The sequence below is a fragment of the Lentzea jiangxiensis genome, assembly GCF_900104175.1.
GTDB lineage: Bacteria > Actinomycetota > Actinomycetes > Mycobacteriales > Pseudonocardiaceae > Lentzea > Lentzea jiangxiensis.
This window is the reverse complement of the sequence record NZ_FNIX01000005.1, coordinates 79,930-104,466: the sequence shown is the minus strand read 5'-3', so window position 1 is coordinate 104,466 and position 24,537 is coordinate 79,930. Positions and strand designations below refer to the sequence as shown.

Sequence of the window (24,537 nt, the reverse complement as noted above, 5' to 3'; positions counted from 1 at the left end):
CGCGGGAGTTTGCGCCTACCTTCGCCGGGTAGCCGCAGGTCGACCACGTTCACGACCAAACCTCGAGGTGAGTCCGATGGTCGATGTCGCTACCCGCACGAAGGTCCAACAGGCCGCGTTAGCCGTGGCCGCGGTGTTCGCGCTGGTCGGTGTGCTGGGCTTCATCCCCGGCGTCACGACCGGCTACGACCGGATGACCTTCGCGGGTCACGAGTCCGGCGCGATGCTGCTCGGCGTTTTCATGGTGTCGATCCTGCACAACATCGTGCACCTGCTGTTCGGTGTCGCGGGTTTCCTGATGGCGCGCACGGCTGCGGGCGCGCGGGCGTACCTGATCGGCGGCGGTGCGATCTACCTCGTGCTGTGGCTGTACGGCCTGGTGATCGACAAGACGAGCGACGCCAACTTCGTCCCCCTCAACACCGCTGACGACTGGCTGCACTTCGTGCTCGGCGTCGGCATGATCGGACTGGGAGTGGCGCTTGGCAAGCGTGCCGCAGTGCGCTGACACCATTGGTGTCGAAGAAGAGTTCCTGCTCGTCGACACGGCGTCCGGACGCACCTCGGTGCGTGCCGGCGCCGTGCTGGCGCGTGTGCAGGACACGGAACTGACCAAGTTCCACGCCGAGCTGGCCGGCACGCAGGTCGAGGCGGCGACGGGTCCGTGCACCTCTGTCACCGATCTGGGTGACGCGTTGCGGCAGGCCCGCGAGGCGCTCGCGAAGGCGGCCGGCGAGGAAGGCCTCGCGCTGCTCTCCCGCGGCACCCCGCCGGAACCGTCGGAGCAGCAGGTCGTGAGCCGCGAGAACCCCCGCTTCGGCCGGGTCCTGGACACCTACGCGGGCGTCGTCGAGGACTACGAGGCCTGCGGGTGCCACGTCCACGTCGGCGTCCCCGACCGGGAGACGGCCGTGCGGGTGCTGAACCACGTCCGCCCCTGGCTGCCCACGCTGCTCGCGCTGTCGGCGAACTCCCCGGACAACGGCTACGCGAGCTGGCGGATGGTGCAGCAGTCGCGCTTCCCCGGCTCGGGCGTGCCGCCGGTCTTCACCGGTGCGGCGGACTACGACGCGCAGGTCGCGCGGATGGTCGCGTGCGGGACCCTGGTGGACGAGGCCCAGTCGTTCTGGCTCATCAGGCTGTCGCCGAAGCTGCCGACCGTGGAGTTCCGGGTCGCGGACGCGGCGCCGACCGTCGAGGACGCGGTGCTGCTCGCGGCCCTGTCGCGTGCTCTCGTCCAGGTGGCGTCCCAGGGAGGGGAACCGACGCCGGTGCGTGACGACGTGTGCGCGGCGGCCGTCTGGACGGCTTCCCGGTACGGCCTGGACGGCGTGGCGGTCGACCCGTGGCGCGAGCGCAGGGTGCCCGCGACCGCGTTGCTCGAGGCGCTGGTCGAGCACGTGACGCCGGCGCTGGAGGCCCGTGGTGAGCTCCGGCTCGTGCATGACCTCGTCGGACGGCGGGTATGACACCCAGGTGAAACTTCCCTCGCCCCGCGGGCAACTGTCCGAGGCCGTGATCGACGCCCTGAACGGCGAACGCGGCAGGCCGATCCCCTTCGCCGCCGCCGACCCGTTCGGCGAGGACCTGACCATCGCGCTGCACGTCCTCTACGAGCTGCACTACGGCGGCTTCGACGGCGTGGACCCGGACTGGGAGTGGGACCCGGACCTGCTGAGGCTGCGAGCGCAGGTCGAGCACGCGTTCCTGGGCGTGCTGCGGGCCGAGGTGGAGGGCGGCGGCGACCTCGACACGGCGCTGGAGGCGTTGCTGGTGGAGCACGTCCCCGGCACCGGCGTGTCGCACCACCTGCGCGACGACGGCACCTGGGAGGAGATGCGCGAGTACTTCGCGCACAGGTCGGTCTACCACCACAAGGAGGCCGACCCGCACGCGTGGGTGATCCCCCGGCTGCGCGGCAAGGCGAAGGCGGCACTGGTCGCGGTCGAGTTCGACGAGTTCGGCGGCGGCAAGGCCGACCGGATGCACTCCCGCCTCTACGCGGACCTGCTCGAGGGCGCCGGGATGTCGTCGGAGTACCTGTCCTACCTCGACGACGTGCCGGCTCCGGCCATCGCGATCGTGAACATGATGTCGCTGTTCGGGCTGCACCGCTCACTGCGGGGCGCCCTGGTCGGGCACTTCGCCGCCGCCGAGATCACCACGGCGCCCAGTGCGCACCGGATGGCGCAGGCGCTGGCCCGCCTGGAGGCCGACCCCCGCTGCATCGAGTTCTTCACCGAGCACATCGAGGCCGACGCCGTGCACGAGCAGATCATGCGCCGCGACGTCATCGACTCGTTGCTGGAGCAGGAGCCCGAGCTCAAGCCGGACGTGGTGTTCGGCATCCAGGCGACGGAACTGCTGGAGGAACGCCTCGCGAACCACCTGCTGTCGTCCTGGCGTGCGGGCGAGACGTCGCTGCACCGGCGCCTGCAGTGACCTGACGAAGAGGTCTGGCCCCGAGAACACCGCGTTCTCGGGGCCAGACCTCTTCGCACGCACTTGCGGGAGGATCAGCCGCCGTCGTCCTGGTGCTCCGCGACATCGGTCCGCACACGCTTGCGGTGGCTGGTGTCGCAGAACGGAAAACGCTTGCTGCGACGGCAGGCGCACACCGCGACCACGAAACGGTCGCTGGAGTGCGTCTTGCCGTCGTCGGTCACCAGCTCGACGGGGCCCTCAACGAGCACCGGCCCGTTCGGCACCACCGTCACCCTGCGGGCGTTCTGGCCGGTCACCTCGGATCACCACCAGTTCCTCGTGCCGCTGACCGGGTTCGATCAGACCGTGTCGTTCCAGGAAGCTCGTCCTGCCGTTCATGACGGGACCGAACGGCACCCAGCGCCGCTGCACGACAGCCGCCTTGAGACCGCAGTCGCGCAACTGCGCGAGCGTCGCCTCCACCCCGCACAGTGCCGAGTGGACCATCAACAGGACGCCGCCGGGGTTCAGGAGCTCGTACATCTTGGCGCACAACGGGTTGAGCAGCTGGCGCCCGTCGAGCCCCGCGTCCCACGCCCTGGCCGGCCCCTGCGCCGCGCACGGGTTCGACGCGGGCACGTACGGAGGGTTCGATAGCACCAGGTCGAAGCTCTCGCCGGCGACCACCTCCAGCGCGTTGCCGAGCCGGACGCGCAGCGGAACCCGGTTCAGCGCGGCGTTGAGGCGCGCGGTCCACACCGCCCGCCGGGAGACGTCCACGCCGGTCACCTCGGCGGCTCCCGCGCGGATCGCCGCGATGGCGAGCGCGCCGGTGCCCGTTCCGATGTCGAGCACACGGCCACCGGGCAGAACCGCCGCCGTGTGCAGCGCTTCGACCAGAAGCGCGGTGTCGTCCTGGGGCGTGTAGACGCCTGGTGCTCTGAGCAGCCTCACCACGCTGGAATCCCCCGCCGGAATGCCTTGAAACACCGCGTTTTCCCGCATTTTCCGCGGGTACACGAGGATGTGCTGACGACTGTCTTCCGGCTGCTCGCGAAGGCGCGGCACGCCCGGGCCTTCCACCCGCGCGGCCTGCTGCTGACCGGGGAGCTGACGGGATCCGACCCCTTCCCCCGAGGTGCCGAGGTCGTCGTGCGACTGTCCAAAGGCGCGGGCACCGGTCCCGGCAAGCCCGACGTGCTCGGCCTCGCCCTGCGCGTGCCCACCCCGTCCGGCGACTGGGACCTGCTGCTGTCGAGCACCGGCAAGGGTGCGCGGACGCGGATGCTGCCGAAGTTCGTGCGCCGCTGGCAGGACGCCCGGCTCGGCACGCTCGCGCCCTACCGGTACCGCGGCGAGCTGCTGTGGTTCATGGCCGTTCCCGGCGAGGGCGAGCCGCCGGGGAGGTTCACGCTGCACGCGTCGGGCAAGGACGCGCGGTGGCGCCAGGTCGCCGAGCTGACGCTGCGGCCGCGCGAGGACGCGCGACCGGTGGCGTTCGACCCGGTGCTCAACCTGCCGCCGGAGCTGGAACTGGCGCCGCGCTGGCTCGCCGCGGTCCGCCGGCAGGCCTACGAGGGGAGCCGGCGCGGCCGCCGCGGGTCATGACTTCAACTTGTCGTAGACGAGGTTCAGGGTGTCCGAGGCCGCCACGGCGGTGAGGGCCGTCGACACCAGGCGGGTGAACCGCGGTGCGAACACCAAGCCGGCGGTGAGCCCGCTCGCGATCCACACGCCCGCGCAGAACGGGCACGTCAGCAGCTCGCCGATCGCGTGCCGCGCCGGGTGGTCCGACCGCACCGACTCCTTGAGCTCCGCGTGCCCCGCCGGCTCCTCGTAACGGGTGAACGGCGCCCTGAGCGGGCTCGTCACCGCCTCCTTGGTGAGCAGCCGGCTCGCCTTGTGCGTCGCCACGGCCACGAGCGCGGTGTCGCCGAGTGAGAACTTCTCGGGAAGCCGGACGCCGGTGAAGCGCCCGACCGCCGCGACGGCGCCGACGAGTGCGGTGTACGTACCGATGGCGAGCAGGTAGCCGGGAAGCGGCCTGTCCTCGCCGTACGCCTGCTGGATCCGGTTCACGCGTTCGAGACCTCCGCACTGACGGCGTTCGAGCCGTTGTAGTCGTGTTCGCACAGCTTTTCCAGCACTGCCAGGACGTCTTCGCCGACCCGTTCCCCCTGTGCGGCGTCGAGCGGGTGCCCCTCGTCCACGGGGTGGCCGACGCCGGACGGGTACTTCCGGATCTCTCCGGGGTTCGGTTGGTCCATGGGGCGCGAATACCCGTCAGGAGTCGGCTGAACCGGGCTCCGTCATCGAACGCATCACCTTGGCCTTCACCGGGTCCGGGGCGACCCTGCCCGCGATCGCCTGCACCTTGTTCCTGAGCGACCCGGCGACCACGTGGTCGTCGCCCTTCATCAGCGCCTCGAACCCCTGCTGCGCGACCTGCGCCGGGTCGTCCTTGTCCCCCGTCGCGACCTTGGTGTCCTGCATGCCGGCGCGGTCGAAGAACTCGGTGTCGGTCGGGCCGGGCATCAGGCTCGTGACGCTGACGCCGGTGTCGCGCAGCTCCTCCCGCAGGCTTTGGGCGAACGACGCCAGGAACGCCTTCGAGGCCGCGTAGACGGAGTGGAACGGGCCGGGCGCGGTGGCGGCGATGGACGACGTGAAGAGCACCCTGCCCTCCTTGCGGTCCACCATGTCGCCGATCAGGCGGTGCGCGAGGTGCACCGCGGAGCGGACGTTGAGGTCGACGACCTCCAGGTTGTCGCCGAGCGCGGTGTCGCGCACGAAGTCGCCGACGCCGACGCCCGCGTTGATCGCGAGCGCGTCGACCGGGCGGCCCATCGCGCGCACCCGTGTCACGAGGGACTCGACGCCCTCGAACAGGCGCAGGTCGGCGAGCACCGGTTCGACCCGCACACCGCCACTGCGCAGCCTCAGCTGCGCGGCGGCCTCCTCGATCCTGTCGTCCTCCGCCACGACCACCACGTCGAAGCCGTTGTCCGCGAAGACTTTGGCGAGTTCGTAACCGATCCCACCGGACGCGCCGGTTACCACGGCAAGCGCATTCACAAGCTTTCTCCTTCCGGTCAACGCCCGGATACCCGTGGCCACCAGGTCGATGCGACATCGGCCGAAAGTCCGATGCAACCTCGACGGCCGGTGGGGTGTCCTTATCCATAGGTTGGTCGAAACGACATGGGGGACGTTCGTGCGGAAAATTGTTCTCGCGCCGCTGTGCGCGCTGGTCACGGTGGGCGTGGCTGCGTGCAGTCCGTCAGGTCCCGACCAGACCGACCCGGAGCTGGCGCCGCGGGGCACGACGATGACGAAGGTCAAGCCGGCGAGGCAGGACCTGACCACCAAGCTCAGCATCGCGGGCAAGGTCGAGATGAACCCCACGTTCGGGCTGGTCGCGCCGGTCGCGGGCCAGGTGCGGTACTTCGACGTCGCGGCTCCGAACGGCACCCCCACGAAACCGATCCGGGTCGCGACGGTGTGGAGCGGCCAGACGCCGAACTACGTCGAGGCCCCGGCGGGGTCCACGTTCAGCGGCAGGCTGGTCGACGACAAGGCCACGGTGACGGCGGGCATGCCGATCGCGTCCGCGAAGCACGTCGGCTACGCGATCGTCGGCGACATCGACGGCCAGCAGGCGTACAAGATCAGCGGCGCGCTCACCGACGTGACGGTGCAGATCAAGAACGGGCCCGGCCCCTTCCCGTGCACGGTGCTCGGCACGATCGCCGCGCTGCCGCAGGGCACCATCCCGGAGAAGCCCCCGGTCACGCCCGACGGCAAGGACTCCAAGGAGCAGCAGCCGCAGCAGCCCAAGACCCCGGAGCAGCCGCGGCAGCCGAGCGGCTCCACGGGCCTGCGCATCGTGTGCACCGCGCCCGCCGACGTGCAGATGATCAACGGCGCCACCGCGTCGATCGAGGTCACCACCGGCAAGTCGACGCAGGCGCTGGTCGTCCCGGTCGAGGCCGTCGCCGGCCAGCAGGGCAAGGGCAAGGTCGACGTCCTCGGCGCCGACGGCCGGCGCCGCACCACCGACGTGGTGCTCGGCCTCACCGACGGCAAGGTGATCGAGGTGAAGTCCGGTCTCACCGGCGACGAGGAGCTCGCCGTGCCCGGCCCGAACCTGCCCGAGGGCCAGCAGCAGGGCGGCGACCAGAGCAAGCCGACGGGACCGTGATGACGCAGTCCTTCGCCCAGCCCGCGGTGCAGGCACCGCTGTTGCAGCTCAACGGGATCACGAAAGTGCTGAAGGGGCAGGAGGAACCGCGCACCATCCTGTCGGGGGTGGACCTGACCGTCCACCCGGGACAGAGCGTGGCGATCCTCGGCCGTTCCGGCTCCGGCAAGTCGACCCTGCTGTCGCTGATCGGACTGTTCGACCGTGCCGACGAAGGCCAGTACCTCCTGCACGGCGACGACATCACCAAGCTCCCCGAACGCAGGGCCGCGGCGTTGCGCAGCGCGGAGTTCGGGTTCGTCTTCCAGCGCTTCTTCCTGCTCAAGCACCTCACCGCGGCGCAGAACGTCGCGATGGCGCTCGTCAACGGCCAGGGCTGGTCGGCGCGGCGCAAGCGCAGGCAGCAGGTGGCGGACGCGCTGGAGCAGGTCGGCATCGGGCACCTCGCGAAGTCCAAGCCCTCCCGGCTCTCCGGCGGTGAGCAGCAGCGCGTCGCGATCGCCAGGGCACTCGTCCGGCAGCCGCGCATCATCCTCGCCGACGAGCCCACGGGCGCGCTCGACACCGAGACCGGCAACCTCGTCGTCGAGGTGCTGCTCAACACGACCAGGCAGGGCTGTGGCCTCGTGCTGGTGACGCACGACCACGACCACGCGCGCAAGATGGGCCGCGTGCTGGAGCTGCGCGACGGGCGGTTCAACTGATGTTCTCCGGCAAGCTGCGGTCCGCCCTCGTCATCGGCGGACAGGGCATCCGCGCCCGAAAACTGCGCACGTTCCTCTCGATGGTCTCGCTGTTCCTCGGCGTCCTCGCGGTCGTGGCGGTGCAGGCGGGCTCCGAGATCGCCGAACGGGCGATGCTCGTCGACGTCGAGTTGCAGTCCGGCAAGGACGGCACGGTCATGGGCTACGTCCCCGGCGAGAAGGGCGCGCCGGGCATCGTCGAGGGCATGATGAAGGGCCGCACCGACGCGGTCGCGATGATCGGCTCGAAGGCGATCATCGGCGAACCCGGCGTGCGGCCGATCAACGAGGGCGGCATGCCGTTCGAGTACGCGGGCCGCGGCGGGGACTACTCCGGCCCGCAGGTGTACTGCGACAAGAACGGCATCTGCACCGAGCAGAAGGCGCAGGAGAAGAAGCCGGCCGGCCAGGCGATCGAGGTCAGCATGGTCGCGCTGACCGGCGACATCCGCCCCTTCAAGCCGTTCCGCCCGGTCTCCGGCAACTGGCTCGAGTTCGGCACCGCGCCCTCCCTGGCACCGAGGATCGTGCTGAACGAGGAGGCCGCCAAGGGCCTGCGGCAGTACCGCGTCCCCGGCGAGATGATGATCGAAGGCGCCACCCACCACGTGTCGCCGCAGATCACGGGCGTGGTGCAGGACGGCTACTTCCAGCCGCGCATCTACATGCGCCTCGACGAACTGCGCACGTGGATGCCCGCGGCCGCCGAGACCACCGAGGTGGACAGGATGCGCGGCGGCGGCACCAACCTCGAGCTCTACCTGCAGCCGGGTTCCGACGAGCTCCAGCAGCTGCTCAAGGCGAAGCTCGCCGGCGTCGGCATCCCGCAGGACCAGATGCACTTCCAGGTCGTGAACTCCAAGGAGCGCATGGAGTCCGAGCTGAAGATCATGCGCCTGATCTTCCTCGGCATGGCGTTCCTGGTGTTGCTGATCGGTGTCGCAGGCATCCTGAACGTCGGCCTCGCCACCGTCGGCGAGCGGGTCGAGGAGTTCGCCCTGCGCCGCGCGGTGGGCATGTCCCGGATGCTGCTCGCCGGCATCGTGCTGGCCGAGACGCTGCTGACGGGCCTGCTGACCGCGGCGCTCGCGATCGGCGCGGGTGCGGCGGGCCTGCAGGTGGCCCTGATGATGTTCGGCAGCCGCTTCCCGTCGCTGCAGGGCACCGCCTTCCCCTGGGAGGCGGGGGTCGCGGGCGTGGTCGCGGGTCTGGTCGCGGGCGTGCTGGGCGGGTTGATCCCGGCCGTCCGGGCGGCGCGGATCCCGATCGCCACAGTCATGCGAGCCTGAGGCGGCTCGTTGCCGGCGAAGCCCGGACCGCGATCGAGCGGTCCGGGCTTCGTGTTCTCCGGTTTCGTGTTCTGCGGGTTTCGTGTTCTGCCGGACTAGTCGAGCTCGTCCGGGTGCGGCCCGATCCGGCCACCCCGGTCCAGGGTGGACAGCGCCTCCAGCTCGGCCTCCGGCAGCTCGAAGTCGAACACGTCGATGTTCTCCCGGATCCGGGACGGGGTCACGGACTTCGGGATCACGACGTTGCCGATCTGCAGGTGCCAGCGCAGCACGACCTGGGCGGCGGACTTGCCGTGCGCCAGCGCGATCTTCTGCACGACCGGGTCGGACAGCAGCTCGCCGCCCTGGCCGAGCGGCGACCACGCCTCGGTCTGGATGCCGTGCTCGGCGTGGAACGCGCGCAGCTCGGCCTGCTGGAGGTACGGGTGCAGCTCGATCTGGTTCACGGCCGGGGTGACGCCGGTCTCGTCGATCAGGCGGCGCAGGTGCCCGGGCTGGAAGTTGGAGACGCCGATCGCGCGGACGCGGCCCTGCTCCCGCAGCTCGGCGAACGCCTTCCACGTGTCGACGTAGAGGTCGCGGCCCGGGGCCGGCCAGTGGATCAGGTAGAGGTCGAGCACGTCGAGCCCGAGCTTGCGCATCGAGTCGTCGAACGCGCGCAGCGTGGAGTCGTAGCCCTGGTCGGAGTTCCAGAGCTTGGTGGTGACGAAGACGTCGTCGCGGGCCAGGCCGGACTCGGCGATGGCCTGGCCGGTGCCGGCCTCGTTGCCGTAGGCGGCCGCGGTGTCGATGCTGCGGTAGCCGGCCTCCAGCGCTTCCGCGACGGCCGGGGCGGCCTCCGCATCGGGCACCTGCCAGACGCCGAAGCCGAGCTGGGGCATGACGACGCCGTTGTTGAGCTTCACGGTGTTCAAAGGGAAAATCCTTACCTCGTTACGGGATGAGCGTCGGAGCGGTGCCGCCGTCGACGCGCAACGCGGCCCCGGTCGTCGCGGACGACAGGTCCGACGCGACGTAGGTGATGAGGTTCGCGACCTCGTGGGGGCGGATCAGGCGGCCGAGCAGGAGCGTGGGGCGTTCGGTGCGGACGAACTCCGCCTCGCCGCCCTCGCCGACGCGGTCGCGGATGAACTCCTCGACGCCGGGGGTGAGCGTCGGGCCGGGCAGCACCGAGTTGACGGTGACGCCGGTGCCCTTGACCTCCTGGGCCATGCCGCGCGAGAGGGCGAGCTGCGCGGTCTTCGTCATGCCGTAGTGGACCATCTCGGTCGGGGTGAAGACGGAGGACTCGCTGCTCACGAAGATCACCCGGCCCCAGCCGCGCTCGACCATGCGGGGCGTGTAGTGCCGGGCGAGGCGCACGCCGGACATGATGTTGGTGTCGAAGTAGCGCTGCCACTCGGCGTCGTCGATCTCGAAGACCGGCTTGGCGCCGTAGATCCCGAGGTTGTTGACCAGGACGTCGACGTCGGGCACCTGGCTGACGAGGTCGGCCGCGCCCTCGGCGGTCGCGAGGTCCGCCGCGACACCGCGCACGTCACCGTTCGCGCTCAGCTCGCCGACCGCCTCGGCGACGCGGTCGGGGCCGCGACCGGTGACGACGACGGCGGCACCCGCCCTGAGCAGCGCCTCCGCCGTGGCGTACCCGATGCCGGCGGTGGAGCCCGTCACAAGTGCCGTGCGTCCCGACAGATCCATGTCTCTCCCCAGTAGACTTGCTGAAGACGATTACAAGCGTACGCAATAGTTGCACACGCTGTCTATTCGAGAGGGATTGACCCATGTCACTGGACGACGACGCCGTCCAGGCGCGCGCTCAGGGGTGGCGCACGCTCGCGGCGTTGCACGCGCGGATCGAGGACCGTCTCGAAAGAGCGCTGCAGAAGGCCCACGAACTTTCCGTCAGCGAGTACACCGTTCTGGACGTCCTCAACCGCCAGGACGGCTTCCACCTCCGGATGAACCAGCTCTCCAACGCCGTGGTGCTCAGCCAGTCGGCCACGACGCGCCTGGTCACGCGCCTGGAGGACCGCGGCCTGCTGGCCCGCTACCTCTGCCCCACCGACCGGCGCGGCATCTACACCGAGGTCACCGGCAAGGGCCACGCGCTGCTCGCGCAGGCCCGTCCCACGCACGACGCCGTCCTCTCCGCGTCGCTGGAGGAGGCTTCGGCCACTCCGGAGCTGAAGCCACTCGTTGAGGCGCTCGCCAAGCTCTGATCCGCTCGGCAAGATCACGCGCATGGATCTCCACGCTCTGATCCGCGCCGAGGCGCCGTTGGCCGAGCAGCAGCGCGCCCTCACCGAACCGGTGCTCACCGCGCTCGTCAACCACGGCGTGCACCGCCGGATCGCCCCGAAGCGCTACGGCGGCGCCGAGCTCGGCCTGCCCGAGTGGAGCCGGGAGGTCCAGGAGCTGTCGCGGGCCGACGCCTCGACCGGGTGGACCGCGATGACGACCGCGGTCTCGGCGTCACTGGCCTGGCACCTGCCCCGAGATGCCTCCGACGAGATCTTCGGCGACCCGCGTGCGCTGATCGCGGGCACGGCCGCACCGCTCGGCAGGGCGGTCGAGGCCGACGGCGGCTACCGCGTCACCGGCCGCTGGGGCTGGGGCAGCGCCGTCACCCACTCCGACTGGGTCATCGCAGGCACACTCACGTCCGTCGGCCCGCGTCTGGCCGTGTACCCCCGTGCGGACGTGACGATCCACGACACCTGGAACGCCGCCGGCCTGCGCGCCACCGGTTCGCACGAGTTCTCCCTCGACGACGCCTTCCTGCCGTCACGTCGTGCGGTGTGGCCGATCGGCGGCACGCCCGGCATCGAGGGTCCGATCACCGTCTTCCCGTACTTCAGCTTCCTGGCCGTGGGCGTCGCGTCCGTGTGCCTGGGCGTTGCCCGCCGCGCGATCGACGAGATCGAGGCGCTGGCCGTCGCGAAGACCCCTCAGCACGCGACCACCCGGCTCGCCGAGCAGACCGGCGTGCAGATCGAGCTCGCGCTGGCCGAGGCGCGGCTGTCGTCGGCGACGGCGTTCCTGCACGAGGCCCTGAGCGCCGCCTGGGAGCACGCCGTGAACGGCACGCAGACCCCGGACGCCCTGAAGGCGCGCCTGCGGCTGGCCTGCTCGTTCGCCTCGGGCGAGGCCACCGACGTCACGCAGAAGGCGTTCGCGGCGGGCGGCGGCAGCTCGGTGTTCGAGGCGTCCGCCCTGCAACGGTGCCTGCGCGACGCGCACGTCGCCGCCCAGCACACCGTGGTGTCGCGCCGGGTGCTGGAGACGTACTCGATGCTCAAGCTGGGCCTCGGGCCGGACATGTCGAGGTTCTGACGCCGGGCGGGGGTCCTGGAGTTAGGGTGCGTGCATGCCCGACACGCAGTACGAAGACCTGCTCCGCCACGTCCTGAAGGAGGGCGTGCGCAAGGAGGACCGCACCGGCACCGGCACGCGGTCGATCTTCGGCCACCAGCTGCGCTACCCGCTCGCCGCGGGCTTCCCGCTGATCACGACGAAGAAGGTCCACTTCAAGTCGATCGCGTACGAGCTGCTGTGGTTCCTGCGCGGTGACAGCAACGTCCGCTGGCTGCGGGAGCACGGCGTGTCCATCTGGGACGAGTGGGCGTCCCCGGAGGGCGAGCTCGGTCCCGTCTACGGCGTGCAGTGGCGCTCGTGGCCCACCCCGGACGGCGGGCACGTCGACCAGATCGCCGAGGTGCTGAAGACCCTGCGGGAGAACCCGGACTCGCGCCGGATCATCGTCTCCGCCTGGAACGTCGGCGAGATCCCGCAGATGGCGCTGCCGCCCTGCCACGCGTTCTTCCAGTTCTACGTCGCCGACGGCAGGCTGTCCTGCCAGCTCTACCAGCGCAGCGCGGACCTGTTCCTCGGCGTGCCGTTCAACATCGCCTCCTACGCGCTGCTCACGCACATGATCGCGGCGCAGACCGGCCTCGGCGTCGGCGACTTCATCTGGACCGGCGGCGACTGCCACATCTACGACAACCACGTCGAACAGGTCGAACTGCAGCTCAGCCGCGAGGCCCGCGAGTTCCCCGCCCTCCGGCTGGCCCCCGCGCCGTCGCTGTTCGACTACTCCTACGAGGACTTCACGATCGAGGGCTACGACCCGCACCCCGGCATCAAGGCCCCGGTGGCGGTGTGATCGGCCTGATCTGGGCGCAGGCCGCGAACGGCGTGATCGGCCGCGACAACGCCATCCCGTGGCACGTCCCCGAGGACATGAAGCACTTCCGGGAGACCACCGCGGGAGCGGCGGTCCTCATGGGACGCCGCACCTGGGAGTCCCTGCCGCCGCGCTTCCGCCCGCTGCCAGGCCGCCGCAACCTGGTGCTGTCGCGCACGCCCCAGGAGGGGGTGGAGACGTTCTCCTCGCTGCGGGAGGCGCTCGCGGACGTCACCGGCGACCTGTGGGTGATCGGCGGGTCCGCGGTGTACGCGGCCACGCTGCCGTTCGCGGACCGCGTCGAGGTGACCGAGATCCGGGCGACGTTCGAGGGCGACACCTACGCGCCCGCCGTGGACCGCGAGCCGGTGCGCGTCGGGGAGTGGCTGGAGTCGAGCAGCGGCCTGCGCTACCGGTTCGTCAGCTACTAGCGCCGGCCGCCGAACTCCCATTCGTGCACCTCGACGGCGTCGTACCGGTCGGCGGTCAGCACGGACCGCGGGTCGGCCGACCTGACCAGCGCCGCCGTTCCCAGCCACGCCGTGCCGTCGTCGGACAGCAACGGCCCGTACGCGATCAGCTCGTCGGGGCGTGCGGGGACGAGGTCGGCCGGTTCACCCGACCCGAACCCGAGCACGAGGTGGCCACCGCCCTCGCGGCCACCGGGGAAGTCCCACATCGTGCGGCCGAGCACGTTGCGCCACCTGCGCAGCAGCACGTCGCGGTACGCGCCGGCCCGGTAGTTCGGCTCGTCGAACGCGAACGCCCGTGCGGCGGCCGCGTCCGGCAGGTCGACGACGTGCACGCTGCCGGTGAGCAGACCGCCGGTGAACGTCGGGCCGCGGGCGATCAGCTCGAACCGGTCCATGTAGGACCAGTGCTGCTCGACGAGCCTCTCGCGCAACGGCATCGAGCCCGGCCGGTCGCGGTGGTGGCAGAAGAATTCCATCAGAAGAATTCCATCAGCGCCTGCGCGCCCGCGCGTGCCACGCCTCCACGATCAGCTCCTCCAGCTCCCCCACCCCGATGTGCTCCAGCCGCACGAAGACCGCCGGGTACCCCTGGAAGTGCGGCGTCGTGAAGTAGACCGACCGGTCCGACGCGAGCAGCGCCTCCTTGGCCCCGAGGTCGGGCACCCGCGCCGCCAGGATCGGCCCGGAGGGGGCCGCCGCGCCCAGGGCCGACAGGTCGGTCCCCCGCAGCGGCCGTTCCCAGACGAACAGCTTCTCCCTGACCCTCCAGTCGACGACGCCCTCCCGCACCCCCTCCGTCACGTCGGGCATGGAGGTGGCGATCCTGCGCACGTCGTCCCAGGTGGCCATGCGGAGCTCCTACAGGTGGTCCGGCGGACGCTGCTGCTCGGCGAGGAACCGTTCGAACTCGGCGCCCAGCTCGTCCGCGCTGGGGATGTCGGTGTCTCCGACAGTCTGGACGAACGCGTCGTACTGCCGCTCAAGCGCTTCCACCACCTGCGCCACCTCCTCGGACTCCGCGACCTGGCGGTGGATCTCGGCGTCGGCGGTCTGGGCGGCCTCGATCAGCGAGCCGATCGGCAGGGCGAGGCCCGAGGCGCGGGCGACGGCGTCCAGCAGCGTCACGGCGGCGGTCGGGTACTGCGACTGAGCGAGGTAGTGCGGCACCTGGGCGGCGAAGCCCATGGCGTCGTGGCCCGCCTGGCCCAGGCGGAACTCCAGCAGGCCGGAGACGTTGCCCGGCACCTGCACGCGGTTGAAGAACGGCTGGTACTCCGACACGAGCTCGGGGCGCGTGGCGTGGCCGATGACGTTCAGCGGGCGGGTGTGCGGCACGCCCATCGGGATGCCGTGGAAGCCGATGGTGAGGCGGACGCCCCAACGGTCGACCAACGACCTCACGGCCTGGATGAACGCCTCCCAGCCGCGGTCCGGCTCCGGGCCCGTGAGCAGCAGGAACGGGTGCCCCGCGCTGTCGAACAGCAGGTGCACGACCAGTTCCGGGGCGGCGTAGTCCTCCCAGTGGTCGGTCGCGTAGGTCATCAGCGGGCGGCGCGAGCGGTAGTCGATCAGGCCGTCGACGTCGAACCGCGCCACGACGCGGCTCTCCAGGGTCTCCAGCAGGTGCTCGGCGAGCAGGCGGCCCGCGGCGCCGGCGTCCATGAAGCCCTCGAAGTGGTGCAGCAGCACCGCACCCGTGAGGTCCGGCACCTCCGAGTCCACCTCGTACAGGTTCTCCGGGTCCACCGCAACGCCTCCTGAACAATCGCTTTCGTCTCGCCCAAAGCCAACCACGCGGACGCGGAACTGATTCCGCTCGGGTCGATTAGCCCATACGGCCCGTGTACCCGCATCACCTCACGGGTACCCGAACGCGGTGTACAAGCGCTGGGTGACGCGTGGAGCTCTGGTCGCGGCCGTTCTCATTCTCCTCGGCGCGGCGGCGTACGTCTTCGGCTTGGTCCGGCCGTTCGGCGGCGAGTCGATCGACCGCAGCCAGCCCGCGATGCTCAAGTCGGTGCGGGACCTGAGCCAGTACCACGCCGCGGCGGGCGAGTTCCAGGTCGTGCTGGACATCGAGGACGACGTGAAGTGGGTGCCCGCCGCGCTGGCGGGTCAGCGCACGCTGTTCGTCGCGGCCGGGTCGGTCAACGCGTACGTGGACCTGGGGTCGTTGAAGGACGACGGGCTGGTGGTGTCGCCGGACGGCAAGACGGTCGAGCTGCGGCTGCCGGAGCCCCAGCTCGACAAGCCGAACCTGCACCACGACAGGTCGTACGTCTTCAGCCAGGAACGCGGACTCGTCAACGACCTGCAGGCGCTGGCCGGTCCTCCCGACCAGCAGCGGTTCTACGTCGCGGCCGAGGGGAAGCTGACGGAGGCCGCGAAGCAGTCGGAGCTGCTCAAGCGGGCCGAGGACAACACCCGCGTGATGCTCACCGGAATGCTGCAGTCGTTGGGATTCCAGGTGAAGGTGGTCGGGGACTAGCGCCGCGGACGATCCGGACCAGCGGGTTCTCCCGTGCGAACTTCCGGCGGTGACCCCCTCGCTCCGGGATAGGATCCGCCGGTGGACGACGATCTGATGGCCTGGGCGCCCGCGCAGGGCGCTGCGCGGGCGCCCGAGATCGCGTTGCCCGGCTACAGCGGCTTCCGCGTGATCGCGCAGGGCGGGGAAGGCACGATCTACCGCGCCCGCCAGGACGGTCTCGGCCGCGACGTCGCGGTCAAGGTGCTGCAGGTGACCGACCCGGCGACGGTGGCCCGCTTCCGCCGCGAGCTCGCCATCACCGTCGAGCTCGGCCGCCAGCACCCCCACATCGTCACGGTGCTCGACACGGGCACGCTGCCCGACGGCCGCCCGTGCATCGTCATGGAGTTCTACGAGCGCGGCTCGCTGCACGACCGTTTGCGCGCCATGGGCCCGTTGCCCGTGGCCGACGTGGTGGCGGCGGGCATCGCGGTCGCGGACGCGCTGGCGTTCGCGCACGGCCAGGGCATCCTGCACCGCGACGTCAAGCCGCAGAACGTCCTGGTGCTCCCGACCTCGTACGTGCTGGCCGACTTCGGCATCGCGCGCGGGACCGACGCGGGCCACTCCGCGTCGCTGCAGATGGTCAGCTACCGGCACGCCGCCCCGCAGATGCTGGAGGGCGCGACGCCGTCGTTCGCCGACGACATCTGGTCGCTCGGCTCGACGCTGTTCACGTTGCTGGAGGGCAAACCGCCGTTCGCGTCGGACAACCCGGACGAGGACACGCTGCTGTCCTACGTCGGCCGCGTCAGCAGCGGGGAACCCCGGTCGCTCACCCGGTTCGACGTGCCGGCGCCGCTCGTCGCCGTGATCAACCGCTGCCTGCGCAAGGACCGCGCCGAGCGGTTCGGGTCGGCGCTGGAGCTGCGGGACGCGCTGATGGCGGCGAACTTCGGCACCGCGCTGTCCACTGTGGACGCCGATGCGACGGCGGTGCTGGGCGAACGTCCCCTGTTCTTCCCGGAGGGCCCGACCGAGGCCCCCGGTTTCGGTCCGCGCGGCTTCGTCCCGGAACCGGAGCCGGAACCCGAACCGGAAGCCGAGCGCGACGACTCGTGGCGCGGGCGGCTCGAAGACCTGACCTACCGGCGGCACGACTTCGTCCCGCCACCTGCTCCGCGTCCGGAACCGGTCGCCGCGCTGCCCGCGGTCGACCTGCCGCCCCCGGTCGAGCCGATGACCGGGCCCGTCCGCAAGAGCAGGCGCGGCGGCGTGCTCGCACTGCTGGCCGTGATCGCGGTGACGGGCGGCGTGGTCGCGGGCATGCTGCTCAACCGCGGTGGCGACGACCGGCAGCAGGCACAACCTCTCGTGACGACAACAACAACGACGTCGGCACTGCCCGTGCCGACGTCGGAATCCGCCGACGCGGGCCCGCCCCCGAACGCCGACCCCAGGTTCGTCCCGGTCCTCAAGCGCGCCGAGTACCGGGGCGGGGCGATCGAGCTGGAGTGGAGCGATCCGAGCGACGGCCAGGCCGAGTTCGTGGTGATCGACGTGACGGGCGCGAAGCCGACGGCCGTGACGAGGGTGACCGGCGGCGGCACGACGTACGTGATCGAGGACGGCGGCGGTTCGCGGCGTTGCTTCCAGATCGCGGCTTTCGGCTACGGCGGCGAACGCGGCAGCTCCGGGAAGGTCTGCGCCACCAGGAACTGACGGTTCCGAGGCCGCGTTGTTGAGGGTGCGTGGGCTGGCGTACGGTCCCCCGGTGCAAAGCGCTCGTTATGCCGGCCCACCGATGTTCGCCCGTGGAAGTAAGCGCCGCGCACTCGTGGCGTGGGCGGCCGTTCCGCTCGTGGTCGGCATCGGGATCGGCGTGCTGATCGGGGGCGACCTCACCCCCGCTCCGGTGAACCCCACCCCCACCGCGCCGGTGAACGAGCCCCCGCAACTGGAGTACACCGACATGCCCTGCGACCCGGGCTCGTCGGTGCTCGTCCTGCACTCGCTGGAGGGCGCCATGCCGGCGGCGGACGTCAAGGTGCTGCTGGACTACGAGTCGTTGTGGGTGCGGTACCGGGAGAACGCGAACCCCGTCCTGCGCGACCAGACGGCGTTGCTGAGCAGGCGGGACGACGTCTGCGACGCGATCGTCCCGAACGACCCGAAGTTCACGCAGTTCGTGTGGATCGGGCCGTTCCAGTCGGACGTCGCGCCGTCGCTGTGCGAGGCGTTGCTCAAGGTGACCGGGAAGAACTGCATCCCCGCGCAGGTCGTCCGCTGACGGTTCCGGCACGACAGCGTCCGCAAGCGTCGATCAGCGGCGGAACAGCGGACGCGGGTCGACCGCCCACAGCACCCTGCGCCACCAGGAAGCCTTGCCCCGCACCGCCTTCTCGACCTGCCGCGCCAGCCGCCAGCTGTCCTGCGCCGGTACCGGTCGTGGCGCGAACGCGGCCTGGTCGACCATCACCGCCAGCCGCGCACCTGCCTCGCCCCACTCGCGGCCGACGTCCGGCACCGTGCGACTCGGATTCGGCCTCATGCCCGCGAGCTGCAGCGCGTCGAGCACTTCGTTCCACGCGCCCACCGGCCCTGCCGCGCGGAGCCTCAGGCGCCGCGAAGTCCGTGCCGCGCACAGCGCCACGAGCACCAGCAGCGGCGTGAACACCCAGAACGGGAAAACGCTGTCCGCCGGGGGCGCGGCCACCTCGTCGCCCTGCACGGCCGTCGGCTGCACCAGCGGTGGCACCGACGGCAGCGACGTCGGCGTCGGCTTCGCGGTCGTCGACGCGAGGCGGTTCAGCACCTCGCGCTTCGAGGCCGCGCTGGGGCCGCTCCCGTTGCCGGACACGGGGTCGAACGCCACCCAGCCCCACCCGCTGAAGTACACCTCCGGCCACGCCGTGGCGTCCGCGGCCCGCACGATCCGCTCACCGTTCTCCTCGGGCACCGGCTGGAACCCGACCACCACCCGCGTCGGCAACCCGACGGCCCGCGCCAGCACCGCGTAGGCCGACGCGAACTGCTCCGCCGTCCCCGCTCCGGCACCGGACTCCCCGGGAGCCCCGAACAGGAACGTCTCCAGCCGCGCGTACGACGACCCGACCGGCGCCTCCGCGTCCGGCCGCCGGTTGAGCCGCACGACCTGTTCCAGCGCAACGGCCTTCTCGTACGGCGTGCGCGCGTTCTGCGTGGCCTGCCGCGCGTAGTCCGCCAACGTGAACGGCAGCCGCGGCAACGCCGTGTACTTCGTCGCGTCGGCAGGCACCCGGGCCTCGGCGAGATCGCTGTCGGCCGGGGTCTCGAGCACGCCCCGGACCGTGTAGCTCAGTCCCGTCCTGAGCCCGTCGGCCACCACCAGCGATCCCGTGTCCGGGTCCACCATGGCGTTGCTCAGCGACACGGCCCGCGGCTTCCCGACACCGGGCAGCCACTCCCCCTGCAACCCGGTGATCCGCAGGTCGACGCTCGCGTCCTGGGACTTGCCCCCGGCCGGCAGGTCCGGCGGGTCCACGACACCCAACGGCCCGTACGTCGACGCCGCCTCCCACGAGGCCCCCGTGTACCGGCTGAGCGTCACCAGCCGCACCGGCACCTCGGGCCCGCGCATCCGGAACAGCTCCGCCTCCCCCTGCGCCGCCCAGGCCGCGAGCTGCGGCAGCGGGTTGGAGACGGCGATGTCCGTGACCGGCGGCGTGACCAGCTTGCGCGGCTCGAACCCGTTGGCGGGCAACACGAACGCCACCAACGTCAAGGCCGCGAGCGCCGTCGCCGGCACCGCCGGCGGCACCACGGGCCCGCGCCGGTCGATGATCAGCCACCCCAACGCCAGCAGCACGACCAACGTGAGCGCCACGAGCCCGTACTTGTCCGCACGCCCCGTGGTGAGCAACGCCGCCGACACGTACAGCGTGGCCGCTCCGAGCGCCGGCACGAACAACGCCGTGCCGCGCTTGCTCACCGACAGCACCGCGCCGGTCGAGACGCCGATGATCAGCAGAAGGCCCGGCACCAGCAGCTCCGGGGTCGCCGGGGCGGGACGCGCGGCCGTGAGGAGCCTCGGCACGGTGTCCAGCAGGACCCACGTGGGGTCGCGGTCCGGGGAGGCGCCCCTGGCGGCGAAGAAGCCGCCGGTCATGGCCACGACCATGACGGCGAGGGCGGCCAGGCCGGAGGGGACGAGCTTCCTGAGCGGCAGGGCGGCGAAGCCGGCGAGCGCGGCCAGCCCGAAGTAGGGGGTGGCGCCGTCCCAGGCCTGGGCCAGCTGGAGGGAGGCGACCAGGAGGAGGGCGGCGACCCAGCCGTGCTTGAGGAGGGGGCTGTTCACGCGGCCACCGCCGTTGCCGGCGCCGCGTCGCTCTGTCCAGCGCTTCACCGCGCCACCACCGCGTTCCACGAGTCGACCAGGTCCTCCGCACGGCCGCCGCTGATCACCAGCACCGACCCGGCCGCGCTCACCGGGCGTTGTTCGTCCACCACGAGCACGACGCCGCAGGCCGCTCGTCCCGCTTCCAGGACCAGGGCCGGGACGGAGGTCCCGCTGACCACGGCCACCACGTCCAGGTCGCGCACGGGCACGGTGGGGCGGCCGTCGACGTCCCGCAGTTCCAGGTCCGCCAGGGCGGAGAGGATCCGGGCCGAGTCCTGCTGCTCCTCCAGGTCGGTGCCGCCGGAGGACGTCAGCAGGCGGACCGGGTGGCCCTGTTCCAGGGCCGAGGTGATCAGGGAGGCGGCCACCTCGACGGCCTCCTCGAAGCGCTGGGGGTCCGCGTAGGAGGTGGTGCTGTCGTCGAGCAGCACGGCCAGGTGCGGGCGGGCCGGGTCGGCGTCCTCGCGGATCATCAGGGTGCCGGTGCGGGCCGAGGTGGCCCAGTGCAGGCGGCGGAGGTCGTCGCCCGGCACGTACTCGCGCAGGCCCACCAGGTCGGTGCCGCCGCGTTCCACCCGTTCGTCGGCGCCCACCTGGCCACGGCGTGCGCCGGACGGCAAGCCGCGGACGGGGAGCACGCGCGGGACGACGCGCACCTGCACGACCTCGCCCAGCACCGTCCTCGCCTGCGCCAGGCCGGCCAGACCCTTGCGGCGCAACGTCAGCGGACCCACGTCGAACACGCCTCGGCGCTCGGTCGGGATGGCGTAGTCGACGGCCTCGACCGCTCCCGCTTCCAGCAGCGGCACGTCCACGGAGATCGGGACTCCCGCCACCACGTCGACGGCGTCCAGGGCGACCGGCCAGCGCCCCACCGCGGACAGCTCCAGGCGGCCGTTGCAGCGGGCCAGGCGCGGAACGGTGCGGGGACGGACCGTGCGCGACACCGACAGCGGTGACGCGACCAGGACCGAGATCACGGACGCGACGACCAGGGCGGTCAGGGCCAGGCCGAACGCCGCCATGCCCGGGTAGCGCCACCACAGGCCGACGCCCAGCATCAGCACGCCCAGCACCGCTGTCCCGGTGCCGCGCACGGTGAGTCTCATTGGGCCGAGGGCTTGGGCACCGGCACGCGCGACAGCACGTCGGCCAGCACCTCGGACGTCGTCACGCCCGCCAGCACGCTCTCCCGCGTCAGCACCAGGCGGTGGGCCAGCACCGGGTCGGCGATGTCCTGGACGTCCTGCGGCACCACGAAGTGCCGGCCCTTCGACGCCGCGTACACCTGGGCGCAGCGGACCAGGGTCCGCAGGCCGCGGGTCGAGGAGCCGAGGCGCAGGCGCTCGTCGGACCTCGTGCCCGTGCCCAGGCCCGAGATGTACTGCAGGATCGGGTCGGCCACGTGCAGCAGCGACAGACGGCCGCTGAACGCGCTGATCTCCCGTGGCGACGACACGGTGTGCACGTCGGCGATCCGGCCGGCGCCGCTGCCGGGGCGCAGCACGTCGAGCTCGTCCTCGACCGACGGGTAGCCGATCGAGGTGCGCAGCATGAACCTGTCCAGCTGCGCCTCGGGCAGGCGGTACGTGCCGTCGAGGTCGATCGGGTTCTGCGTGGCCACGACGAGGAACGGGTCGGGCACCGCGTGCCCGACGCCGTCGATCGTGACCGTGCGCTCCTCCATCACCTCGAGCAGCGCGGACTGCGTCTTGGCCGCCGCGCGGTTGATCTCGTCCGCCAGCACGATGTTCGCGAACACCGGGCCGGGCCGGAACCGGATCTGGCCCGTCTGCGGGTCGTAGACCGAGGTGCCCGTGACGTCGGACGGCAGCAGGTCCGGCGTGAACTGCACGCGCCGCGACACCCCGCCCAGCGCGCCCGCGACGGCACGGGCCAGCGTCGTCTTGCCCGTGCCCGGAACGTCCTCGAGCAGCACGTGGCCGCCCGCGAACATGGCCACGAGGACCAGGTCGACCACGTCGCGCTTGCCGCGCACGGCGCCCTCGACCGCGTCACCCAGCCGGGTGTGCAGGTCGCGGAAGGCGGAAACCTCACCGGCGTCGATCACTTTTCCTCTTCTCTGCGAACACCGATGCGCAGCAGGAACGCACACGCCAGCAGGCCGAGACCCCCCGCGCCCATCGGCGCGGTCCCCGCTCCGGCCGGCGCCATCCTGGGGATGCAGCCGGGCTTGCCCTGGCACTCGTCGTAGGTGAACAGCACGTTCCTCACCGCCGAGTCGACCTGGCCTGCGCCGGTGGCCGCGTAGGCGCGCACCACGATCGCGTTGGTGCCCTCCTCCAGGTCGATCGCGGCCGTCGTCGCGTTGCACGGGATGCCGACGGAGTAGCCGTACGTCCTGTTCACGACCTCACAGCGGCCGTTGTGGCTCGCCCAGTCAGCGGGCGGCGTCAAGGTCAACGTGCGCCTGGGCAACGTCCGCCCACTGCTGACGCCGGTGATCACCGTGGCACCCGCGGTCGGCAGCGACGGCGGGGGTGGCGGCGGCGGAGGAGGCGGGGGCGTGGTCGTGGTCGTCACGGGCGGCGGAGGTGGTGGCGGGGGCGGAGGTGTCGTCGTGGTCGTCACCGGTGGTGGTGGCGGAGGAGGCGGGTTGTTCGGCGGCGTCACCGTGAACGCCGCCATGCCCGCGGCACCCGCGGTCGACGCCGTGGACGCCCGCACCGTCACGTCGAGCCTGCCGCTCGTGCAGAACGTCGAACCCGCGCACGGCACCGACAGGTCCGTGGACGTCCCGGCCGTCTGCGCCGACACCGATCCGCCGGAGAACGAGCCGGAGCCGGACACCGTGTAGCCCACGACCGGATCGGCCGACGCGACCGCGTTCCAGCTCACCGTGACGACGAGAGCGGACGCGCCGCGCGACTTCTCCCGCACCGACACACCGGCGGGCGCGGCGGGAGCCGTGCCCGGCGTGGAGGGCGGGACCGACGACGTCGTCGGCGGGGTGGAGACCTCCGTGGTCGGCCCGGTGCCGTTGTTGTCGCCGTTGTTGCCGTTGCCCGGGTTGCGCGGCGGCTTCGTCGGCTCGTTCGGGTTCGGTGGCGGGGGCGGCGGCACGGACGGCGGCGGCGAGCGGTCCGGGTCCTTCACCGGCAGCTCGGGGCTGCGGATCGTCAGCGAGCGCGTCGCGCCGTCCGGGTCGACCAGCACGCCCGTGGACGAGCCCGGCACGTTCACGAACAGCCGGCCGTCGTCGAAGACGAGCTCGGGGTCGGACCCGCCGGACGTCCGCACGTCGTCGCCGCCGCGCCGGCCCCCGCGGTCGAGGACGACGACCTTGCCGGACCCCTTGCAGGGCACGTAGACCTTGTCGCGGAACACCGCGGGCCTGCCCGGCTTCGGGCACCCCATCGCGCCGACGTCGACGCGCAGGACGTCGCGGCCGACGACCAGCACCACGACCGAGGACGCCGGGACCGACGCGGGCACCAGGTCGAGCGGCGAGGACTGGGCGGCGATCACCTCGGCGTCGGAGCGGTCGGTCGACGAGTCGACGTCCTCCCCCGTGCCGTCGCGCACGACGACACCGCCGTCGAGGCCGATCAGCGTGACGCCCTGGTCGTGCGGCACGAGAACCGTGCGCGGACCGGCACCGCCGACCTGGCGCTGGGTGCGTTCCTCGAACCGCTCCTCGTCGTAGGACCAGTCGAGCGAGCGCAGCGTGCCGCCGTGGTCGACCAGCCACAGCACACCGCGCTCGTCCACCACGGCGTCGGCGAGGGGCTGACCCGCCTCCCACGTCCGGCCGACGTCGGCCAGCGTCAGCGGGTCGGCGGTGTGCACGGTGCCGCTCGCGCGGTCGACGACGAACACCATCCCGTTCGACACGAGCACCTTGCTCGTCGCGCCGGGCGGCGCCTGCCGGCGGCCGGAGGCGAGCAGCGTGGCCAGGTCGATGACGGTGATCTCGCCGGTGCGCCGGTCGAGGACGATGAGCCGCCCGTCCTCCTGCGCGATCTCGAGCCGCGAGTCGGGGCCGCTGATCTGCAGGCGCGTCTGCGGCTTGCCCGACACGGGGTTGACCTGCACGACCTCACCGCGCTGGTCGTCGCCCAGCCAGGTGAGCCCGTCCGACACCGCGACCGACGTCCGGGAGATGCCCTGCCCGAGCGCGGCGCCCGCGAGCACCAGGACACCCAGCAGCGCCGCGACGAAACTCGCCGATTCCCGCCCTCCACCGGAGATAATGCGTCTGATCCGGTGCCACCAAGACATAACGCGCCCTCCCTCGCCCGCCGGGATGCTAACCCCCGGCTCTGACCTGTTCGGGCGGCGCATGGTTCCCGGTTCGCCCGGTCAGCCGACTGGCAGACATCAGGAACGGTGATCCGGAGGTCTGACAGTGT

General features: G+C 71.7%; 28 protein-coding genes. 14 read left to right on the top strand and 14 right to left on the bottom strand.

Annotation, left to right across the window (positions count from 1 at the left end; genetic code table 11):
* Positions 1 to 76 precede the first annotated feature (76 nt).
* From BLQ91_RS17245 to BLQ91_RS17235, 3 genes are read left to right on the top strand one after another with little or no spacing between them, the layout of a single operon-like run.
* A complete protein-coding gene (locus BLQ91_RS17245; protein WP_090097890.1) occupies positions 77 to 508 on the top strand; it encodes a DUF4383 domain-containing protein in 432 nt (143 codons plus the stop codon).
* Positions 492 to 1,469, top strand: a complete 978-nt coding sequence (locus tag BLQ91_RS17240; RefSeq protein WP_245733623.1) for a carboxylate-amine ligase — start codon at positions 492 to 494, stop codon at positions 1,467 to 1,469. The genes BLQ91_RS17245 and BLQ91_RS17240 overlap by 17 nt, the downstream gene beginning before the upstream one ends.
* Positions 1,444 to 2,442: an iron-containing redox enzyme family protein gene (locus BLQ91_RS17235; RefSeq protein ID WP_090097888.1), complete on the top strand. Its 999-nt coding sequence runs from the start codon at positions 1,444 to 1,446 to the stop codon at positions 2,440 to 2,442. The genes BLQ91_RS17240 and BLQ91_RS17235 overlap by 26 nt, the downstream gene beginning before the upstream one ends.
* A gap of 74 nt (positions 2,443 to 2,516) precedes the next feature.
* On the opposite strand, the gene BLQ91_RS17230 is transcribed toward BLQ91_RS17235, so the two are convergent.
* Together BLQ91_RS17230 and BLQ91_RS17225 are read right to left on the bottom strand one after the other, a co-directional pair.
* Positions 2,517 to 2,741, bottom strand: coding sequence for a CDGSH iron-sulfur domain-containing protein (locus BLQ91_RS17230; protein WP_090097887.1), 225 nt, complete (start codon positions 2,739 to 2,741; stop codon positions 2,517 to 2,519).
* Entirely contained in the window at positions 2,683 to 3,378 is a 696-nt protein-coding gene (locus BLQ91_RS17225) for a HemK2/MTQ2 family protein methyltransferase (RefSeq protein ID WP_090097886.1), read from the bottom strand. Before BLQ91_RS17225 ends, BLQ91_RS17230 begins: the two co-directional genes overlap by 59 nt.
* 72 nt (positions 3,379 to 3,450) lie before the next feature.
* Between BLQ91_RS17225 and BLQ91_RS17220 the strand changes: the two genes are divergently transcribed.
* Entirely contained in the window at positions 3,451 to 4,032 is a 582-nt protein-coding gene (locus tag BLQ91_RS17220) for a hypothetical protein (protein WP_090097885.1), read from the top strand.
* On the opposite strand, the gene BLQ91_RS17215 is transcribed toward BLQ91_RS17220, so the two are convergent.
* Genes BLQ91_RS17215 through BLQ91_RS17205 form a run of 3 tightly spaced genes read right to left on the bottom strand, consistent with a single transcriptional unit; the run spans position 4,027 to position 5,499 of the window.
* Positions 4,027 to 4,503 (bottom strand): DUF1360 domain-containing protein, encoded by a 477-nt coding sequence (locus BLQ91_RS17215; protein ID WP_090097884.1) that lies wholly within the window; start codon positions 4,501 to 4,503, stop codon positions 4,027 to 4,029. The two genes, BLQ91_RS17220 and BLQ91_RS17215, sit on opposite strands and share 6 nt — an antisense overlap.
* Positions 4,500 to 4,691, bottom strand: coding sequence for a hypothetical protein (locus BLQ91_RS17210; RefSeq protein WP_090097883.1), 192 nt, complete (start codon positions 4,689 to 4,691; stop codon positions 4,500 to 4,502). Before BLQ91_RS17210 ends, BLQ91_RS17215 begins: the two co-directional genes overlap by 4 nt.
* Before the next feature lie 16 nt (positions 4,692 to 4,707).
* Positions 4,708 to 5,499 carry an SDR family NAD(P)-dependent oxidoreductase gene (locus tag BLQ91_RS17205; protein WP_245733549.1) on the bottom strand — a complete coding sequence of 264 codons (792 nt, stop codon included), beginning with the start codon at positions 5,497 to 5,499 and terminating at the stop codon, positions 4,708 to 4,710.
* 139 nt (positions 5,500 to 5,638) lie between these two features.
* Between BLQ91_RS17205 and BLQ91_RS17200 the strand changes: the two genes are divergently transcribed.
* From BLQ91_RS17200 to BLQ91_RS17190, 3 genes are read left to right on the top strand one after another with little or no spacing between them, the layout of a single operon-like run.
* Positions 5,639 to 6,625 carry an efflux RND transporter periplasmic adaptor subunit gene (locus BLQ91_RS17200; RefSeq protein WP_090097881.1) on the top strand — a complete coding sequence of 329 codons (987 nt, stop codon included), beginning with the start codon at positions 5,639 to 5,641 and terminating at the stop codon, positions 6,623 to 6,625.
* Complete coding sequence (locus BLQ91_RS17195) at positions 6,625 to 7,329, top strand: ABC transporter ATP-binding protein (RefSeq protein ID WP_090098207.1); 705 nt, start codon at positions 6,625 to 6,627, stop codon at positions 7,327 to 7,329. Before BLQ91_RS17200 ends, BLQ91_RS17195 begins: the two co-directional genes overlap by 1 nt.
* Positions 7,329 to 8,657, top strand: a complete 1,329-nt coding sequence (locus BLQ91_RS17190; RefSeq protein ID WP_176959795.1) for an ABC transporter permease — start codon at positions 7,329 to 7,331, stop codon at positions 8,655 to 8,657. Before BLQ91_RS17195 ends, BLQ91_RS17190 begins: the two co-directional genes overlap by 1 nt.
* Positions 8,658 to 8,752: 95 nt before the next feature.
* On the opposite strand, the gene BLQ91_RS17185 is transcribed toward BLQ91_RS17190, so the two are convergent.
* Positions 8,753 to 9,538 carry an aldo/keto reductase gene (locus BLQ91_RS17185; protein WP_090098206.1) on the bottom strand — a complete coding sequence of 262 codons (786 nt, stop codon included), beginning with the start codon at positions 9,536 to 9,538 and terminating at the stop codon, positions 8,753 to 8,755.
* Between the two features lie 52 nt (positions 9,539 to 9,590).
* A complete protein-coding gene (locus tag BLQ91_RS17180) occupies positions 9,591 to 10,355 on the bottom strand; it encodes an SDR family NAD(P)-dependent oxidoreductase (protein WP_090097879.1) in 765 nt (254 codons plus the stop codon).
* Positions 10,356 to 10,438: 83 nt separating this feature from the next.
* Between BLQ91_RS17180 and BLQ91_RS17175 the strand changes: the two genes are divergently transcribed.
* Genes BLQ91_RS17175 through BLQ91_RS17160 form a run of 4 tightly spaced genes read left to right on the top strand, consistent with a single transcriptional unit; the run spans position 10,439 to position 13,274 of the window.
* Complete coding sequence (locus BLQ91_RS17175; protein ID WP_090097878.1) at positions 10,439 to 10,876, top strand: MarR family winged helix-turn-helix transcriptional regulator; 438 nt, start codon at positions 10,439 to 10,441, stop codon at positions 10,874 to 10,876.
* Positions 10,877 to 10,898: 22 nt separating this feature from the next.
* Positions 10,899 to 11,990 carry an acyl-CoA dehydrogenase family protein gene (locus BLQ91_RS17170; RefSeq protein ID WP_090097877.1) on the top strand — a complete coding sequence of 364 codons (1,092 nt, stop codon included), beginning with the start codon at positions 10,899 to 10,901 and terminating at the stop codon, positions 11,988 to 11,990.
* Between the two features lie 34 nt (positions 11,991 to 12,024).
* Positions 12,025 to 12,822 (top strand): thymidylate synthase, encoded by a 798-nt coding sequence (locus BLQ91_RS17165; protein WP_090097876.1) that lies wholly within the window; start codon positions 12,025 to 12,027, stop codon positions 12,820 to 12,822.
* Complete coding sequence (locus BLQ91_RS17160) at positions 12,819 to 13,274, top strand: dihydrofolate reductase (protein ID WP_090097875.1); 456 nt, start codon at positions 12,819 to 12,821, stop codon at positions 13,272 to 13,274. Before BLQ91_RS17165 ends, BLQ91_RS17160 begins: the two co-directional genes overlap by 4 nt.
* On the opposite strand, the gene BLQ91_RS17155 is transcribed toward BLQ91_RS17160, so the two are convergent.
* The 3 genes from BLQ91_RS17155 to BLQ91_RS17145 are packed head-to-tail and all read right to left on the bottom strand — an operon-like array spanning position 13,271 to position 15,062.
* Positions 13,271 to 13,792, bottom strand: a complete 522-nt coding sequence (locus BLQ91_RS17155; RefSeq protein ID WP_090097874.1) for a YciI family protein — start codon at positions 13,790 to 13,792, stop codon at positions 13,271 to 13,273. The two genes, BLQ91_RS17160 and BLQ91_RS17155, sit on opposite strands and share 4 nt — an antisense overlap.
* Before the next feature lie 13 nt (positions 13,793 to 13,805).
* Positions 13,806 to 14,165, bottom strand: coding sequence for an MmcQ/YjbR family DNA-binding protein (locus BLQ91_RS17150; RefSeq protein ID WP_090097873.1), 360 nt, complete (start codon positions 14,163 to 14,165; stop codon positions 13,806 to 13,808).
* Between the two features lie 9 nt (positions 14,166 to 14,174).
* Positions 14,175 to 15,062 carry a proteasome assembly chaperone family protein gene (locus BLQ91_RS17145; protein ID WP_245733547.1) on the bottom strand — a complete coding sequence of 296 codons (888 nt, stop codon included), beginning with the start codon at positions 15,060 to 15,062 and terminating at the stop codon, positions 14,175 to 14,177.
* A gap of 145 nt (positions 15,063 to 15,207) precedes the next feature.
* Between BLQ91_RS17145 and BLQ91_RS17140 the strand changes: the two genes are divergently transcribed.
* The 3 genes from BLQ91_RS17140 to BLQ91_RS17130 all read left to right on the top strand — a co-directional run bounded on the left by BLQ91_RS17140 (position 15,208) and on the right by BLQ91_RS17130 (position 18,076).
* Positions 15,208 to 15,804: a DUF4230 domain-containing protein gene (locus BLQ91_RS17140; RefSeq protein ID WP_245733546.1), complete on the top strand. Its 597-nt coding sequence runs from the start codon at positions 15,208 to 15,210 to the stop codon at positions 15,802 to 15,804.
* Between the two features lie 81 nt (positions 15,805 to 15,885).
* Positions 15,886 to 17,508, top strand: coding sequence for a serine/threonine-protein kinase (locus tag BLQ91_RS17135; RefSeq protein WP_090097871.1), 1,623 nt, complete (start codon positions 15,886 to 15,888; stop codon positions 17,506 to 17,508).
* A gap of 52 nt (positions 17,509 to 17,560) precedes the next feature.
* Positions 17,561 to 18,076 carry a hypothetical protein gene (locus BLQ91_RS17130; protein ID WP_143022686.1) on the top strand — a complete coding sequence of 172 codons (516 nt, stop codon included), beginning with the start codon at positions 17,561 to 17,563 and terminating at the stop codon, positions 18,074 to 18,076.
* Positions 18,077 to 18,109: 33 nt separating this feature from the next.
* On the opposite strand, the gene BLQ91_RS17125 is transcribed toward BLQ91_RS17130, so the two are convergent.
* From BLQ91_RS17125 to BLQ91_RS41365, 4 genes are read right to left on the bottom strand one after another with little or no spacing between them, the layout of a single operon-like run.
* Positions 18,110 to 20,170: a transglutaminase TgpA family protein gene (locus BLQ91_RS17125; RefSeq protein WP_143022685.1), complete on the bottom strand. Its 2,061-nt coding sequence runs from the start codon at positions 20,168 to 20,170 to the stop codon at positions 18,110 to 18,112.
* Entirely contained in the window at positions 20,167 to 21,273 is a 1,107-nt protein-coding gene (locus BLQ91_RS17120) for a DUF58 domain-containing protein (protein WP_245733545.1), read from the bottom strand. Before BLQ91_RS17120 ends, BLQ91_RS17125 begins: the two co-directional genes overlap by 4 nt.
* Positions 21,270 to 22,235 carry an AAA family ATPase gene (locus BLQ91_RS17115; protein ID WP_090097868.1) on the bottom strand — a complete coding sequence of 322 codons (966 nt, stop codon included), beginning with the start codon at positions 22,233 to 22,235 and terminating at the stop codon, positions 21,270 to 21,272. The genes BLQ91_RS17120 and BLQ91_RS17115 overlap by 4 nt, the downstream gene beginning before the upstream one ends.
* Positions 22,232 to 24,406, bottom strand: a complete 2,175-nt coding sequence (locus tag BLQ91_RS41365; RefSeq protein ID WP_176959794.1) for an NHL repeat-containing protein — start codon at positions 24,404 to 24,406, stop codon at positions 22,232 to 22,234. Before BLQ91_RS41365 ends, BLQ91_RS17115 begins: the two co-directional genes overlap by 4 nt.
* Between the last annotated feature and the right edge of the window lie 131 nt (positions 24,407 to 24,537).

Excerpts from the sequence above, each read along its gene's own strand:
- BLQ91_RS17180 (WP_090097879.1), bottom strand. The coding sequence starts at position 10,355 with ATGGATCTGTCGGGACGCACGGCACTTGTGACGGGCTCCACCGCCGGC.
- BLQ91_RS17235 (WP_090097888.1), top strand. The coding sequence starts at position 1,444 with ATGACCTCGTCGGACGGCGGGTATGACACCCAGGTGAAACTTCCCTCG.
- BLQ91_RS17170 (WP_090097877.1), top strand. The coding sequence starts at position 10,899 with ATGGATCTCCACGCTCTGATCCGCGCCGAGGCGCCGTTGGCCGAGCAG.
- BLQ91_RS17185 (WP_090098206.1), bottom strand. The coding sequence starts at position 9,538 with ATGCCCCAGCTCGGCTTCGGCGTCTGGCAGGTGCCCGATGCGGAGGCC.
- BLQ91_RS17210 (WP_090097883.1), bottom strand. The coding sequence starts at position 4,691 with ATGGACCAACCGAACCCCGGAGAGATCCGGAAGTACCCGTCCGGCGTC.
- BLQ91_RS17175 (WP_090097878.1), top strand. The coding sequence starts at position 10,439 with ATGTCACTGGACGACGACGCCGTCCAGGCGCGCGCTCAGGGGTGGCGC.
- BLQ91_RS41365 (WP_176959794.1), bottom strand. The coding sequence starts at position 24,406 with ATGTCTTGGTGGCACCGGATCAGACGCATTATCTCCGGTGGAGGGCGG.
- BLQ91_RS17165 (WP_090097876.1), top strand. The coding sequence starts at position 12,025 with ATGCCCGACACGCAGTACGAAGACCTGCTCCGCCACGTCCTGAAGGAG.
- BLQ91_RS17190 (WP_176959795.1), top strand. The coding sequence starts at position 7,329 with ATGTTCTCCGGCAAGCTGCGGTCCGCCCTCGTCATCGGCGGACAGGGC.
- BLQ91_RS17150 (WP_090097873.1), bottom strand. The coding sequence starts at position 14,165 with ATGGCCACCTGGGACGACGTGCGCAGGATCGCCACCTCCATGCCCGAC.
- BLQ91_RS17245 (WP_090097890.1), top strand. The coding sequence starts at position 77 with ATGGTCGATGTCGCTACCCGCACGAAGGTCCAACAGGCCGCGTTAGCC.
- BLQ91_RS17195 (WP_090098207.1), top strand. The coding sequence starts at position 6,625 with ATGACGCAGTCCTTCGCCCAGCCCGCGGTGCAGGCACCGCTGTTGCAG.
- BLQ91_RS17155 (WP_090097874.1), bottom strand. The coding sequence starts at position 13,792 with ATGGAATTCTTCTGCCACCACCGCGACCGGCCGGGCTCGATGCCGTTG.
- BLQ91_RS17120 (WP_245733545.1), bottom strand. The coding sequence starts at position 21,273 with ATGAGACTCACCGTGCGCGGCACCGGGACAGCGGTGCTGGGCGTGCTG.